The following is a 16,322-nucleotide window of genomic DNA, read 5'->3' as shown; positions in this document are numbered from 1 at the left end:
GGATTATACTTTTAGTCTGGTTAGCAACCTATTAAAAACAACATTTAACTTGGCGTCTAATGACTCAAGACTGCTGTAAAATTTATTATTAAAAATTAGCGCGGGAATTGCAACAACCAGCCCCAAAGCCGTCGCCAACAAAGCTTCAGCTATACCTGGAGCAACTGCAGCTATGCTTGCGTTTTTCATAAATACGATTGATTGGAAGCTATTCATAATCCCCCAAACTGTGCCAAGTAATCCAATAAATGGGGCAGAACTAGAAATGGTTCCTAACAAATATAATTTACTTTCCATTTGCTCATTTATCTCCTGTATTTTTAGCTCAACGTCTTGCAACAATTCATTTTTTGCAGATTGTAGTGAGTCATTAGCATGAAGACTATTGGGAGATGCGACATACAGGCGATTATAGATAATGAATATAATGTCTCCAAAAATGTTCATTTTCTTTATCAAAGAAAAATGTTTTTGCTCAATAGCTCTAACATCGTAGTGATTATCTTGCAGCAACTTATTAAATAATAAATATTCTCTATTCACTGATTTAAGTAGAAAGATTTTGTCGATGGCAATCGCCCAAGAATAAATCGACATAGCAACCAACAGGAGCATTATAAGCTGAACAAAAATATCAGCTTGCATAAACATATCCAGCGCTGAAAAAGACTTGTTCGCAACGACATTCATTTGCACGTCTGCCATGTTAACCACATCAGATTCCACAAACTTCTTGACAGGCATTTTTTCTATATTTCTCATGCTATAATATAATTTTATTAAAACTTTAGTTGTACGTCTTCACACAAAACTGCAATCAAATAGTCAAATTCGTCCATAGTATTGAAGTTGATGGTAATACTACCATCTTTTTCCCTAATTGTTATCTTTGTTTTTAATTTTATTTTCTGCTCTATTTTTTTCTCTAGCCTTATTAAATCTGGGTCTTTAAGGCCTTTATAATCATCTATAGTCTTCAATGGTCGCTTACTATTAACAATTTTTTCAGCTTCACGTACACTTAAGTTATTTTCTTGAATGCTTTTTACAAGATCATCAGGACTTTTGCAATTGATAAGCAACCTTGCGTGTCCTGCAGATAACTTATCCTTAGCTAGTAACTCTTTAAATCTTTCAGGCAACTTTAATAACCTGACAAGGTTTGCAATATAACTTCTACTTTTACCTATTTTCTCTGCAAGTTTTTCTTGGGTATAGCCGTGATCTTCAATCAATTTTTCGTATACATCAGCTTCTTCAAGAGGGCTCAAATCTTCCCTCTGTATATTTTCTATCAAAGAAATCTCAATATTCTCTTTGTCTGTGAAATTTTTGATAATTACAGGCATTGTTTTAAGACCAGCAAGTTTAGAAGCGCGCCATCTTCTCTCTCCAGCTATAATTTGGTAGTTGCCCGTATCCATTGCGTTAACCAATATGGGCTGCAACACACCATGTGTTTTAATAGATTCTGCCAGCTCAGAGATATCTTCATCTCTAAAGCTTTTTCTAGGCTGATTCTCATTTCGGACAATCCTGTCCAGCTCTACCTCAAACCCTTCTTGTATAAAATTTGTTGCAGAACTAGAAGTAATCGAAGATTTGTTGGGTATTAAGGAAGCCAAACCTTTCCCTAAAGCCTTGAATTCATGTTTTGTCATATAATTAACCGTTGCAAATAAGTGTTCATCATAAAATTCCATTATAACATAAATAAACCCAGGATAGCTTGAGAGATTTGAATATGAGCATAAAATAAACCGCCGCTGATAGTAAACCTATTCTTTTTCATATCACTGTATATATACTTGCTTAGCTAGCATTTCTTGAGCTAGCAACATATATGCAATTGAACCTGAACAGTTACTATCATATAAAATCACAGGCTTCCCATATGAGCTTGCCTCAGACAATTTTATATTTCTTGGGATCACCTGATCATATACAATAGCGCCAAAATTTTTTCTAACATCCTCAACAATTTCTTTACACAACCTATTTCTCCTGTCATACATCGTCAACAGTATTCCCTCTATACTTAAATTTGGATTTAAATTAGCTTTTACAGAGTCAATTATCTTCAAAATATTAGCAACACCTTCAAGTGCAAAAAATTCGCATTGCAATGGTATTAATACAGCATCTGAAGCAGTTAAAGCATTGATTGTTAATTGACTTAACGAAGGAGCGCAATCTATAAAAACGTAGTCATACTTCCCCTGGATTTCTTTCAATTTAGTATGCAACAAATATTCTTTATCTTTAATATTGACCACTTCTATATCAAAAACTGCTAAATCCTGGTTTGCAGCGATAATTTCGATATTCGGCACTAAAGTTTTTTTTATTACGTTGTTAATATCTTCATTTGCACTAGTTAATATAGAATATATGGTGTTTTCTTGATCTTGCTCATTAACACCTATCCCTGTACTTAAGTTACCTTGTGGGTCAAAGTCTATTAATAGCATTTTTTTATTAAACATGCTAAGTGCAGCTGGTAGGTTTATCGAGGTAGTTGTTTTACCAACACCGCCCTTTTGGTTTATTATCGAGATAATTTTCGTTATTTTCTTCATATATCAAGCAAGCTTTTGGTTAAACTTTTTCAGATATACCGTAATTGCAATCAAAGCAGCTGGCGTCATACCTTGAATTCTTTTTGCATCAGCTAATGTACTTGGAGCAAATTTTATGAGCTTGGCTTTTATCTCGTTTGAAAGCCCTTTTATCTCATGAAAATTTATATTTTGCGGAATTGACAACTTTTTATCGCTTTGCAATATCTCAACGTCTTTGGCAAGCCGTGCCTCGTAATCTTTATACAGTTGTTCAGCAATAATTTTTATCACCACTCTAGTGTCTTCATTTTTTATTTCCGGAACCATAGACTCTAACCCCTGAAAACTAGGGTTCACATGCGACAACCATTGGAAAGCATTGGCATATCTACCCTCAAATTTTTTCGTTCTTAGAAACTCTTCCAGCCGCGTTTTGTTTAAGCGCACCTCTTTTAATTTATCCAACCTTTTGCTAGAGATAAGTCCTAGCTCCGCAGCTAGTGAAGTTAGTCTTTCTGGTGCATTATCCGATCTTAGCTTAATTCTATACTCCGCTCTTGAAGTCATCATTCTATAAGGTTCTTGCGTTCCAAAATTAACTAAGTCATTGATCATCACCCCTATATATGAGTTGTCGCGCGATAAAACTAGCTGCTGAGATCTTAAAATTAAAGCAGCATTTGCCCCAGCAATCAAACCCTGCCCTGCGGCTTCTTCATAACCTGTCGTACCATTAATTTGCCCTGCAAAAAACAAGTTTTTGATTTTTTTAGCCTCTAAAGTCTCTTTTAATTCCTGCGGGTCTATGTAATCATATTCTATAGCATAACCAAATCTTGCTAACTCAGCTCTCTCCAACCCTTTAATTGTACGTATAAATTTCATCTGAACTTCTTGAGGTAGCGACGTAGATATGCCGTTTGGATAAATCAAGTCGCTCCTGAGCCCTTCAGGCTCCAAAAACACTTGATGCCTCAACTTGTCTTTAAATCGCACTACTTTGTCCTCAATAGATGGGCAATATCTAGGCCCCTGTGCCGTTATAGCACCACAATATATCGCAGAAGATTTTATGTTGCTATGAATTATTTGGTGCGTTTCTTCATTTGTATACGTTATATAGCAAGGGATTTGCTCTTGCAATATCTTATCAGTCAGCTCAGAAAACGGCTGTGGCGCTTTATCGCCTAACTGTTTTTCTAAAACATCCCAATTGATAGAATCTTTCTTTAATCTTGCTGGAGTGCCAGTTTTTAACCTGCCAATATTGAAGTTTAATTCTCTTAGCTTTGCTGCTAAAGCTGTAATCGATTTTTCACCAAATCTTCCACCTTCATATTTTTCTTTGCCTATATGAATCATTCCATTTAAGAAAGTCCCAGAAGTTATAACAACCGATCGCGCATATATACTAACCCCATTACAGACAACTCCTTCTGCTTTTTCTCCAGAGATCAGCAAATCTTCCACCGTCCCATAGAGCAATTCCAGATTCTGATAATTCAATAGAGCACTCTGCATAAATTTTTTGTACAAAACCCTATCTGCCTGAGCTCGGGGCCCCCAAACCGCAGGCCCTTTACTTTCGTTTAACACCTTAAAATGGATGCCAGACATATCTATCACGCTGCCCATAAGCCCATCTAAAGCATCTATCTCCCTTACTATTATACCCTTTGCTACCCCACCTATAGATGGATTACAAGACAACTCTCCTAGATTGTTTACATCTTTTGTAATCAAGCAGGTTTTCGCTCCTATTCTTGCAGCTGCAGCAGCAGCTTCACAACCAGCATGACCTCCGCCGATAACTATAACATCATATTTTTTCATCATATCAAGCTTTTATGTTTCACGTGAAACAATTCCAACATCCATATCAAACAAGACTTATGTTAGCTGTTTTGCGATATAAATTTTCAAAACAACTGACGCAATTACTTGCAATGCAAGTGGAGTATATTTATGATAGAGATTATATCATTTTCCTATACAAAAACTACTAAAAACTTCGTCTAAAACTTCTTCCATAGTGATATCTCCAAGCAATCCGCCTATCTCTTTAGCTGCATATCTAAGCTCTTCTGTCTTTAATTCCAACGCCTCTTTAGACAAAGAGTTTTTCAAATGATAGGAGCAGTCTTGCAAAGTATTCTGATGCCTTATATTGGTAATCATGTTAACATCTCCAAATTGGACAAACTCTTTTGCAACAGATTCTATCAAATTAATAACTTCAGACTGATCTTGCTCCAATTTTAAAGACGTGGCAAGTACGTTGTTGTACCGAAAGTTTATTGAGTCAAGATACTTAATCAACTGCAATTCACTGTGATCAGAATTATCAACTTTGTCAATCTTATTCAACACAACCAAAACATATGTCTCGGTTTTTTTAAACTTCTCTACTTGCAAAAAAATAGACAAATCAGTTAAGTTCGAAACATCCAACATAACCACAACAATATCCGCATCTCTCATTGCTTTTTTACTTTTATCTATTCCCATTATTTCTACAACATCGTCCGTTTCTCTGAATCCAGCGGTATCCTGGATTATTATAGGGAGGCCACACAACTCTATCTTTGTTTTAACAACATCCCTAGTTGTTCCTTCTACGTTAGAAACAATTGATGTATCGCTTTTTGACAAGATATTCATCAACGTTGATTTACCAACATTAGTAGCACCTATAATAGAAATGGTGATACCGCTCATTAACGCATTTGCTTTATCAAAAAATGCTATATTACTTTGCAATTCAGCCAGCAAAGATTCGATATCTTGGTCAAGCTTATTCAACTCCCCCAAAGTCAGCATGTCATCCGGGAAGTCGATATAAGCCTCGGCTATAGACAACAGTCCGACAATTAGCTTTCTCCAACGAATGTACATTTCTTCTAGGTCTCCATTATAGTGCCTGATCGCAACCTTCCTTTGATGTTCGGTTTCCGAATTTATAAGCTCAATTAACGACTCCGCTTTCGCCAAAGAAATCTTATCATTTTCCAAAGCTATTCTAGTGAATTCGCCATTACGAGCCAGACGCAAGTAGTTTAGCGAACTAAGAATCGAGATGATCTTGTTAATTACAGCAATACCACCGTGAATTTGAAGTTCCACCACGTCTTCGCCTGTATAGCTGCTGGTTTTAGGGAAGTATATAACAATTGCTTCGTCAACAAGTTCTGAGCTTAAGCAGTCATATAATTTGCCCAAAGTAGCCATTCTAGGCACTATTCGCTTTGCAAATTGCATGTCATGCAGAACTCGCAAAGCCTCGGGGCCAGAGATTCTGACAATAGCTACCCCAGCCTTTCCGTAACAAGTAGATAAGGCATAAATTGTATCATTTTGGGATAAGATTTTGCTCATGATCTATGCTTTAGAATAAGACTCAAGATACTACTATCTCTCGACATCGCCTTTGTTTCAAATTTTGTACCAAAAATCTTGTCTCTAGTCATCTCTAATCTTTCTATTACATAGCTGTCACATTGACTAACTTCATGCAATATACTTTTAGCATACCCATCATGGTCAGTCGCGATATGCAAACCAGAACGAAATTTTTTTGCAATAAATTGCAGGAAATTTGCATTTATCAATCGCCTTTTATGGTGCTTTTTTTTAGGCCATGGATCAGGAAATAATACATAGATATTCTCAAAAAACATGTCTGGAGCGCCAAGCAAAAACTCTCTTGCATCACCTTTGTAAACACAAACATTATCAATGTTTTTGCTTTCCAGATTCCGCACCAATTTAACAATGCCAGGGTTGTATACTTCGCAACCATAGTAAAAAGCCCCTGGATTCTTTATTGCTTCCTGCAATATGAACTCACCCGAACCAAAACCTATCTCTAAATTAAAAAGGGCGAACCCCACCCTTCGATAGGCAATAGACGAGCTACATGAGTATTTATCCAACAAAGCTAAATTCTCTTCGCTTTTTATATGGCCGTTTCTTCTCGAAATATACGGTATATACTCGAAAGTGTGATTCATTGTGCAAAAAAAGAAAAAATCAAAACTCTATACCCAAGACAACAGCTAAACAACCATTTCCAACTCATCCTTGTATCTCTTATACATAGAATACAGTGTAGAAATGAGCCCGACTATACCCGTATAAAATACCTTGACTCCAGAACAACTCAACAATATTTGTCCAGCCAAAAGAATAACTATTAGCGTCCATTGTACAAGGGGACATTTAAATTTTCTAAACAAACCATTAAAATAATTCGCCTCTATCTCCAATGAATCGGTAGACTTCGTTCTAAGAATCTCTCTTAAATTCATATTTTTTATTCAGATATGGCAGTATGTTAGCTGACACGAATATAGACGAATACGTCCCAAATGCAACACCAAATGTAATAACCGCGCTGAAACTTTTCAAATTATCTCCCCCAAACAACCATAATGCCACACAAGCAACGAACGTCGTTAGAAAAGTCATGATGGTTCTAGATAACGTCTCGTTAAGACTTTGATTAATTGTCTTAGCATCAATGTCATATTTTTGTTTGCCGTTTGCGTTTTCTCTTATTCTATCAAAGATTACAACGCTATCGTTCACAGAGTATCCGATCACAGTTAAAATTGCTGCTATGGAAGTCAAATCAAACTCATACCTCGTAAACACAAAAAAGCCTATGGATACAACCAAATCATGGCATAATGATAAGATTGCCCCTAAGCTAAATTTCCAATTAAATCTCAGCAATATATATAATGTCACAGCGAATAGCGTCCAAAAAAAACACAATACTGCCTTTTTGATCAAGTCTTGACTAACCTTAGGGCCAACGTAGTCAACTTTAATAAATTGCGCCTCCTCATCAATGGCTAATATCTCAGCCCTTATAGCGTCTACCGCTTTTGTATCATTGGCAGCATTTTGAAACCGCAAGATCATATTGTCCCCAGAGGACTGAAAAAGTATGTCGTTATGTCTTTCTAACAATGTTGCTTTAGATTTCTGTGCAAGGACTTCATTGTTAGGCCTAACCTCAATTACAATCCCTCCTCTAAAATCTATACCTAAGTTGAGTCCAAATGTGTAATAACCAATGATCGTAGCAACCGTCAAAATAGTGCTTACAAAAAATCCCCATTTTCTATACGAGAAAAAGTCTATAAATTTCAACTTCATATTTAAAACTATCATTTTTTTTTTATTTTGCTATAATCCAATCGATAAACTTATATATACCAAATTCATATACGACGTATGGATATATATGAATAAAGCAACGAAGTTATATGCTCAGATGTTTCAAGAGTGCTTTTAGAGCGCGTTGTACTCATGCAAGTACGTGCAGCGATTAAGTTTCCAAAAAACAACTCCTGAAGGACAAAGAGTATACCAGGTAATATTGTATTACTGACTAAATGTCAATTTATGAAAACAACAATGTGCAGAAATGGTGTTTGTAATGTTTAAAATGTAACGTTAAGGGAAAAATAATGTCGAAAAAAATACTTATAGATGCTTTCTATCCGGAAGAAACCAAATTTATACTTTTGGATAGCGATGGCAAGTTAGAGGAATTCGATTACCAGAATTCTTATAAAAAATCAATAAAAGGTAATATCTATTTAGGTAAAGTAAGTAGAATAGAACCTTCTTTACAAGCTGCATTTGTGGAATATGGCAATGAGAAAAAAGGGTTTTTACCACTAGAGATGATACATCCCAAATATTACCAAATTCCTGTTGCAGATAAAGAACAATTAATAGAAAAAATAAAAGAATTTAGAAATATAGAAGAATCAGGTGAGGCTGGTGGTACAGAGGCTCCCTCTAAAAATAACGGGGATGTATATAAAAATAAGGAATTGTACAACAGCTATAAAATACAAGAGGTTATAAAAAAAGACCAGATTTTATTAGTGCAGGTGGAAAAAGAAGAGAGAGGGACTAAAGGGGCATTCATGACTACTTATATCTCTTTATCTGGCAGGTATTGTGTTTTTTCACCTAATTCTATAAAACAAGGGTGTGGTATATCAAGAAAGTTGGACGACCAAGAAGAAAGGGAAAGGCTTAGAGATTTAGCAGATGGGCTGCTTGCAAATCACCAAAATGCAAGTGTAATATTAAGAACAGCCTGTGCTTATAGGACAAAAGCTGAAATTCAAAGAGATTTTGAGTATCTAACTGCAACATGGGAGAAGGTAAAGAATTCTGCCATATCTTCGTATGCACCTGCATTGATTTACGAAGAAGGAGACTTAATTATAAACGGCATAAAGGATTTTTACACCAGTGAGGTAGAAAAGATCATAGTGTCTGGCCATGAAGCTTATGAGCAAGTGCATGAGTTTTTAAAAGTTTTTATTCCGAAAAATATAGAGAAATTGGAGGAGCACACCAGCTCAAGCCCAATACTACACGAGTATAATATAGAAAGCCAACTACAAGAACTCTATTCAAACAAAGTGAAGTTGAAATCTGGTGGATACTTGGTGATCAACACAACAGAAGCGCTCATCGCCATAGACGTTAACTCTGGCACCTATACAGATGAATATAGCATAGAGAATACTGCTCTTAATATCAACTTAGAAGCTGCCGCTGAAATCATAAAACAAGTGAAATTCCGCGGATTGTCAGGACTTATAGTCATAGACTTCATAGACATGATGAACCTGCAAAATAAAAAATTGGTGGAAAAGGCTTTAAAAAAGGCCTTTTGGCAAGATAGAGTGAAAGTTCAGCTGGGTAAAATAAGCGAGTTTGGGTTGTTGGAAATGTCCAGACAGAGAATTGGTAGAAGCTTTGTTGAGTCAAACTCCATAAACTGCCCTACATGCTCTGGCAAGGGCAAGGTAGCACTCAAAAGTTCAATAGCCTTGTTGTTAATAGGGAAATTGAAATTTTTACTTTCTAAGAAACAAATTAAGCACGCCAACATCTTCGCTTCTACAGATGTCGTAGTATACTTGATGAACGACCATAAAAGAGAGCTGCTTTCCCTAGAAACGTTGCATGACGCAAAAATCAATTTGTATATAGATGACTTACTTGCTCCAGAAGAATACAAAATTACTTTCGGGAAATTTAAGCATGCTGAAATAAAGAATAGGCGTTATAAAATGCCAGTTACCACTTCTTCAGATCATGAGGAAGAAGAAGCAAAAATAGTAGAGAAAGAGGAAATGTTTAAACCTTCTGAAATAGTTGAAAAACCAGGAGGACAGCAAACCAAATCGTTCAAAACAAATAAGATTGTGAGGAAATATAGAGGGCATAACACGTCTAATAAAACGTTTGACAGGAAGCCAAATGCAAAAGATGGGGCGAACCATCAGCAGCACAAGACTAAGTCTACATCTGCCTCCCCGTCTATATTGAAAAAATTTTGGACAAAAATAATAGACTAAAAAGTGAACGATCAATTGAGAAATAAATACGATAGTAGTTGGTACTTATCTAAAAGATTATTTATCGATTATATCAGGCCGCTACTAAAAAGGTTGTTGCTAGCTGTGCTTTGCATGGTAGTGATTGCATGCACTACTGCAGCTAGCGCTTGGCTTATACAGCCGGTACTGGATGATATCTTTGTAAATAAAAAGAGTATCATGCTTTATTTGATACCACCTGCAATATTGATCAATACCATGATCAATGGAGTGGCATCGTTTTATGAATCAACCATAATGAAGCGCGTTGGGCAGCAGATTGTGGCTAATATTCAAATAGAATTGTATCGCCATTTAATCTATGCGGACTTAAAATTTTTGACCCAATATCCTTCCGGCAACCTAATTTCAAGGTTCACCAATGACATTAATGTACTCAAAACAACATCCTCTGAAATATTTACCGGTATAATAAAAGAGTTCTTTACTTTAATTGGGCTGATTGGCATCATGTTTTATCAAAGCTTTAGTTTGGCGTTTGTAATTCTTGTCATTTTTCCTTTAGCTTTTTACCCTATATCTAAATTGGGGCAAAGAATGAGGAAGATTTCTAAAAACATGCAAGAGAAGCTTGGGGACTTTACAGTCAGATTGGATGAAACCTTCCAGAATATACGCCTTATAAAATCCTACTGTCGAGAAAATTATGAAATTAGTAGGGCAAAAGCCATCCTTGATAAATTCTTATCTATCTATAAAAGAGCGGCGTACGTTGAGTCAGCATCTTCTCCTCTTATGGAAATATTAGGTGGCGTCGCAATTGCAGCAGTAGTTTTTTATGGGGGAAGACAGGTTATTAACAACGAAACAACAACAGGCGCATTTTTTTCTTTCATTACTGCGTTACTATTAGCATACAAACCCCTCAAAGCAATTTCTAAACTCAGCACGTTGATGCAAGAAGGTCTTGCTGCTTCAAAAAGATTGTTTCTAATGCTGGACGTGGAAGCTGAAGTAAGGCTAAATAGTAATCAAAGAGTTAGTGAGATACGTCAATTTGACATTGAGTTCCATAAAGTATTTTTCTCTTATAAAGCAGATCAACCAACTTTAACGGGGGTCAATTTACATATAAAGCAAGGGCAGACTGTGGCTTTGGTTGGGGGATCTGGTGTTGGCAAAACTACCGTACTTAACCTGTTGTTAAGACTATATGACTCAGATTCTGGCATAATCACAATTGGTGGCGCGAATATCAAAGATATAAAATTAGACGTTTTAAGACAAAACATAGCTTTTGTAAGCCAGGAGATAAATTTGTTTGATGACAGCATAATGGAAAATATCAGGTATGGAAATCTTGATGCTTCAGACGAGGAAATCTTAGATGCTTCTATGGCAGCTGCAGCCTATGATTTTATTATGGAGTTACCAAAACAATACCACACCCAAATAGGTCAAAACGGAGTAAAGTTATCTGGGGGAGAAAAACAGAGGCTCGCTATAGCCAGGGCCGTTTTAAAAAACGCACCAATATTGTTGCTAGATGAAGCAACAAGTGCCCTAGACTCTATTTCAGAAAAAAAAGTGCAAATGGCTTTAGATTATTTAAAAAGGGGAAAAACCACTATTGTTATAGCACATAGGCTGTCCACAATAGAAACTGCAGATGTAATTTTCGTTTTATCAGATGGAAAAGTAAGTGAATATGGAAATCATCAGGAGCTGCTCTTAAAATCTGGAGAATACGCCAAACTATACGAACAATACAAAACAGACAGAACTCTCCTAGAAGTTTAAAACCATACACTATACAGGGTCGTAATTATGCTAACCTGCGATAACATATCTGCACAAAAAAATGGACGTACGTTATTTTCCCGCTTTGGGATTACGTTATTTCCTGGGGCCTGTTTATTGATAAAGGGGCGAAATGGTATTGGCAAATCCACTTTACTAAGGATAATAGCTAATTTAACCCATAAAAGCGAAGGGAACATATTCTTCAATACACTCAATGTAAAATTAGCATTGCATGAGTTTTATAGCTTGCTTTTTTATATCAATACACAGGATATCTTGGATAAAAACCAAACTGTGCTACAAAATTTAAAATTTTGGGCAAAACTTTATAATCAAGAGATAAATATCCTAGCCGCAGTTAAAACTTTCGCTTTAGAGCCATATGTACATACAGCAGTCTCAAATTTATCTCAGGGGTTTAAACAAAGAGTTCTGCTTGCAAGACTCTTGCTTAATAACACAAAGATCTGGCTCTTGGATGAGCCTTTAAACGGGTTGGATAACTATGGCAAAGATATATTTGTGAATTTAGTAAAGGCTAGGTGTATGCAATCAGGCATTGTAATTATAGTCACCCATGATGAGATACCTATTACTAACGCATGCAAAGTCAACTTAGAAGATTTTTACAATGTATAGCTTCACACAAAAGTTCGGGCCCAACCTTAAAACAGTGGTTTTAACAGTATTCTCTAGACAGTACCATGTTGTGTTATCCAATAAAGTCTTGATTTTAAGCGGTATGTTTTTATTTATTACATCACTGCTAGTCATCTCTTTCATGCTGCAGGATAATATAAACACAGAAACGCAACAAGTATTCGAAATACTGTTTATCATTTATTCTGTGACTTTATCTTCTGATTTAATAATCGTTGAGGACAATAAAAATGGCGTGCTCGAACAATTTGTTTTATCAGGGATAATGCTGGAGTGGTTTTTGTTGGCTAAAACATCCGCCTCCTCGCTTATATATATATTGTTGTATATTCCTGTTTTAATATTAACAGAAGCGGCTATGGGGTATTTCTCAATAAATGACTTGTGCTACAGCACGCTACTTAAGATTTTGATAATTGCCAATGTTGTGATGAGTGCAGCTTTATCATCATCATTTTTGCTAAGTAGTCAGAAAAGAATTTCCCAGATACTAATCTCTATGTTCAGTAATATACCAGTATTTATAATTAGTATATTATGCTACAGGTCTGGCACTACGCCTTATATGTTGCTACTGGTTGCGATGTTTTTAATTAATTTCACCGTATCAACCATAATTTCGGGGTACCTGATTAGAGTATCTATCGAAGAAAGTTAGTTCCAATTTAAAACTGTCTGGTTGAATTGGCATGATGAATGGTATAAAAAGCCAAGCTGCAAGGCAAAACATAACGACGTCAAATTTTGAAGTTAGCGGAGCGTATTGACAAAATGGCATATTTGTTTTACATTGGTCAAGAATGATTATCAATCGCAATAAAAGTTTATGGGTAAGATATCACTAACGATGTTAAGTAAAGGGGCTAATTTTGTTATACAAAGCTTCTCTTTAGACAATATTCAAAAACTTAAGCTGATGGAATTAGGCTTTTTGCCTAAGATCAAGATGCAGCTCTTGCATAAAAACAGGTTTGGCTCAGTTATTGTTAGAACTAATGGAACAAAGTATGCTATTGATAATTCAATTGCACAAAACCTACTTATAACTAGGAGCATATAATTGGTTATTAACCAATGAAGAAAGTCTCTATTGGAATAATTGGCAATCCTAATTCTGGAAAATCAACCATATTTAATTCGTTGACAGGGTTAGATCAAAAAACCGGCAACTGGGCTGGAGTTACGGTTAAAAAAAGAATTGGTATTGTTTCTACTTGTGATGCTGAACTTGAAATCACTGATTTACCTGGTTTATATTCTTTAGGTGTAGGGGAGGGAAGGTCTTCAGACCAAAACCTAGCAGTTGATTTTATTGCCAAAGAGCAATTTGATTATCTAATCAATGTCATCGATAGCACTAACCTAGCGCGTCATTTATATCTCACATTACAGCTCCTTGAGCGCAAAATCCCCATAGTCTTAGTATTAAACATGGATGACGTAGCAAGAAAAAAAGGAATTATTATTGATGAAAAAAAATTATCTCAAACCTTAAATTGTCCAGTAATAAAAGCTTCTGCAAGAAACAAATATGATACCTTAAAGCTAAAAAATTTCCTACTTAACTACGAAAATACTCCTCAGTTTTTTGATATTTTAGAATTATACCCCAGTCAAATCAGACAATTTTATTTGAGTTTGAAGAATCTTTTAGAGTCTAAAGCGTACGAATTAACAAATCACAATAAAATGACATTGCTGGAAGGGAATCTGGCTGACCACTATCCCAAAGATATAAAAACCTTTGCACAAGCAGCGTATCAAGATATTGAAAGAGACATGGGGCAAACACCTGCATTCGCCCTTGTAAACAGCCGCTATAGCGCCATAGATACAGTAGCAAAAAAGGTTTTAAAAACAGAAATCAGTCCTTCAGAATCTTTCTCCGATAAGCTGGATAATATTTTTCTCAATAAAATTTTGGGATTGCCTATTTTTTTATTTATAATGTATCTGACTTTTATCTTTAGTATAAATTTTGGCGGTGCTTTCCAAGAGTTTTTTAATATTTTCGCTGAAGCAACTTTTATAGATATACCGGTTTTAATAACCTCCAAGATTTACGATGCCAAGTGGTTGGGTATGATAGTACAAGGGTTGGGGGGAGGTATCCAGACTGTAGCCTCATTCATCCCCATTATCGCCGCGATGTATGTATTCTTAGCATTCCTAGATGATGCAGGCTACGTCGCCAGAGCCTCAGTAATTACTAATAGATGGATGAAAGGCTTGGGATTGTCAGGACAATCCTTTTTTCCATTGATAATCGGGTTAGGCTGCAATGTCCCAGCCATTATGGGCACTAGGATACTAGGTAGTCGTAGAGAAAGAATTTCTACAATAATGATGATACCATTTGTTTCCTGTGCGGCAAGGCTTGCGGTTTACATGATGTTTTGCCTTGTATTCTTCCCCAACCACACGCAAAATATTTTATTTCTTCTTTATGCTATTAGCGGAATAATGGGCGTTATAACTGGCTTGCTAGTTAATGATAAGTCATATAGTGCGCATCCCAAAATGCTTATAGAATTGCCAGAATATAGGCTGCCAAGCATCAAAAAAATTATTAGTAGTGGAATTTTACAAACAAAATCTTTTATACTGGGAGCTGGCAAAACTATAATCATAGTATTCTTAATAATAAGCTTTATCAGTTTTATAAAAATTCCAATAAAAGAAAAAATAACAGAAGAAATAATAGAAATAAGTTTGGTAAGTTTCATTGGGCAGAGGTCCACCATTCTTTTTAAGCCTCTGGGCTTAGAGGAAAAAAATTGGCCAGCTGTGGTTGGAATCTTTACCGGAATATTAGCAAAAGAGATGGTTGTAGGCACTTTGGTATCTTTATACACGGATGATGAACTGCAAGTGCGAATGGATAGCCCCAAAATCATAGAAAAATACAAACAAGCCGTGCTAAGTATACCAAAAAATCTTGCAAACATGTTTTATAAAAGCGGAGAGGCTATTCCAGATGGTTTAGTCACTTCTGTTGCTAACAATATTGGGGAAAATTTTGATGATAAATTGGCTGTTTTCGCCTATCTCATATTCATTTTAATATATTTTCCCTGTGTTTCGGTATTTGGGGTTATAGCGAATGAGGTAGGGAAAAAATGGGCTATTATATCTGCATTATGGTCGACTATATCGGCTTATGCGGTTGCCACAATTTTTTACCAGACAGCAAGCATATTCATAAACGGTAACCACGATTATAAGTTTCTGATACTAGGAATCGGCCTATTTGGTATTTCAGCATATATATTGAGGTCTTATGTTACGTACACATTATCTAAAGAGGAGAAGGGGGCAATGATAGGCACACTCCAATAACTTCATATCTACTAAATGGTTCTGTCGCATCTGTGAAAATTCAGTGCAAAAAGTGAAAAGTGAAAATTTCAAAGTGCGGAAAATCGGGAGTTAAAAATTCTTAATTTTTACTTTTTATTTCAAAAATTAACAGATGCGACAGAACCAGATTTTATGCTAAGAGCAAAAAGAGATAAAAGGGCAGCTAAAGCGTTTTTCAGGAAAGCAATTAAATCTAGTGGCCAGCCTATAAAGGTTAATATAGATAAAAGTGGCTCTAATACTTCTGCTTTGAATTCGATCAATAAGCCATTATCTAAAGAAGACCAAATAGAAATTAGGCATAACAAATATCTAAACAATAGGATAGAAGGCGATCACAGATTTGTAAAGAAACGAACTAGACCGATGCTTGGTTTCAAATCCTTTAGAAGTGCCGCCAGGACTATTGCAGGAATAGAGCTCTTGCACATGATTAAAAAAGGACAACTTGCTGACAATGACAATTATAATTCTGACTTTGATAAATTTCTTTCACTAACTGCTTAATGGAAAAATATACAAATAATTTGAAAGTTTTTGCATCATATTACAGATGCGA

Annotated in this window: 14 protein-coding genes; 7 read left to right on the top strand and 7 right to left on the bottom strand. The window is 35.7% G+C overall.

Annotation, left to right across the window (positions count from 1 at the left end):
• Positions 1-3: 3 nt before the first annotated feature.
• The 7 genes from Bandiella_RS06025 to secF all read right to left on the bottom strand — a co-directional run bounded on the left by Bandiella_RS06025 (position 4) and on the right by secF (position 7,739).
• Positions 4-762 (bottom strand): MotA/TolQ/ExbB proton channel family protein, encoded by a 759-nt coding sequence (locus tag Bandiella_RS06025; protein ID WP_323732794.1) that lies wholly within the window; start codon positions 760-762, stop codon positions 4-6.
• Between the two features lie 17 nt (positions 763-779).
• Positions 780-1,703 (bottom strand): ParB/RepB/Spo0J family partition protein, encoded by a 924-nt coding sequence (locus Bandiella_RS06020; RefSeq protein WP_323732793.1) that lies wholly within the window; start codon positions 1,701-1,703, stop codon positions 780-782.
• Between the two features lie 90 nt (positions 1,704-1,793).
• A complete protein-coding gene (locus Bandiella_RS06015; RefSeq protein WP_323732792.1) occupies positions 1,794-2,579 on the bottom strand; it encodes a ParA family protein in 786 nt (261 codons plus the stop codon).
• 3 nt (positions 2,580-2,582) lie between these two features.
• Entirely contained in the window at positions 2,583-4,394 is a 1,812-nt protein-coding gene (gene mnmG / locus Bandiella_RS06010) for a tRNA uridine-5-carboxymethylaminomethyl(34) synthesis enzyme MnmG (RefSeq protein ID WP_323732791.1), read from the bottom strand.
• Between the two features lie 147 nt (positions 4,395-4,541).
• Positions 4,542-5,936 carry a tRNA uridine-5-carboxymethylaminomethyl(34) synthesis GTPase MnmE gene (mnmE, locus tag Bandiella_RS06005; protein WP_323732790.1) on the bottom strand — a complete coding sequence of 465 codons (1,395 nt, stop codon included), beginning with the start codon at positions 5,934-5,936 and terminating at the stop codon, positions 4,542-4,544.
• Positions 5,933-6,571, bottom strand: a complete 639-nt coding sequence (gene trmB, locus Bandiella_RS06000) for a tRNA (guanine(46)-N(7))-methyltransferase TrmB (protein WP_323732789.1) — start codon at positions 6,569-6,571, stop codon at positions 5,933-5,935. Before trmB ends, mnmE begins: the two co-directional genes overlap by 4 nt.
• A gap of 274 nt (positions 6,572-6,845) precedes the next feature.
• Positions 6,846-7,739 carry a protein translocase subunit SecF gene (secF, locus tag Bandiella_RS05995; RefSeq protein ID WP_323732788.1) on the bottom strand — a complete coding sequence of 298 codons (894 nt, stop codon included), beginning with the start codon at positions 7,737-7,739 and terminating at the stop codon, positions 6,846-6,848.
• Between the two features lie 299 nt (positions 7,740-8,038).
• Between secF and Bandiella_RS05990 the strand changes: the two genes are divergently transcribed.
• The 7 genes from Bandiella_RS05990 to Bandiella_RS05960 all read left to right on the top strand — a co-directional run bounded on the left by Bandiella_RS05990 (position 8,039) and on the right by Bandiella_RS05960 (position 16,270).
• A complete protein-coding gene (locus Bandiella_RS05990; protein WP_323732787.1) occupies positions 8,039-9,958 on the top strand; it encodes an Rne/Rng family ribonuclease in 1,920 nt (639 codons plus the stop codon).
• A 3-nt stretch (positions 9,959-9,961) separates the two neighbouring features.
• A complete protein-coding gene (locus tag Bandiella_RS05985; RefSeq protein ID WP_323732786.1) occupies positions 9,962-11,740 on the top strand; it encodes an ABC transporter ATP-binding protein in 1,779 nt (592 codons plus the stop codon).
• Between the two features lie 27 nt (positions 11,741-11,767).
• A complete protein-coding gene (gene ccmA, locus Bandiella_RS05980) occupies positions 11,768-12,382 on the top strand; it encodes a heme ABC exporter ATP-binding protein CcmA (protein WP_323732785.1) in 615 nt (204 codons plus the stop codon).
• Positions 12,375-13,061, top strand: a complete 687-nt coding sequence (locus tag Bandiella_RS05975) for a hypothetical protein (RefSeq protein ID WP_323732784.1) — start codon at positions 12,375-12,377, stop codon at positions 13,059-13,061. The genes ccmA and Bandiella_RS05975 overlap by 8 nt, the downstream gene beginning before the upstream one ends.
• A gap of 168 nt (positions 13,062-13,229) precedes the next feature.
• A complete protein-coding gene (locus Bandiella_RS05970; protein WP_323732783.1) occupies positions 13,230-13,463 on the top strand; it encodes a FeoA family protein in 234 nt (77 codons plus the stop codon).
• Positions 13,464-13,477: 14 nt separating this feature from the next.
• Complete coding sequence (gene feoB, locus Bandiella_RS05965; RefSeq protein WP_323732782.1) at positions 13,478-15,742, top strand: ferrous iron transport protein B; 2,265 nt, start codon at positions 13,478-13,480, stop codon at positions 15,740-15,742.
• 153 nt (positions 15,743-15,895) lie between these two features.
• The gene (locus tag Bandiella_RS05960) at positions 15,896-16,270 is read left to right on the top strand and encodes a DDE-type integrase/transposase/recombinase (protein WP_323732781.1); all 375 of its coding nucleotides are present in this window, start codon (positions 15,896-15,898) and stop codon (positions 16,268-16,270) included.
• The last annotated feature ends 52 nt before the right edge of the window (positions 16,271-16,322 follow it).

This window comes from Candidatus Bandiella woodruffii (assembly GCF_034359465.1).
In the GTDB taxonomy this organism is placed as follows: Bacteria; Pseudomonadota; Alphaproteobacteria; order Rickettsiales; family Midichloriaceae; genus NDG2.
The sequence above is the reverse complement of the archived record's forward strand: the minus strand, read 5'-3'. Positions and strand labels throughout refer to the sequence as shown.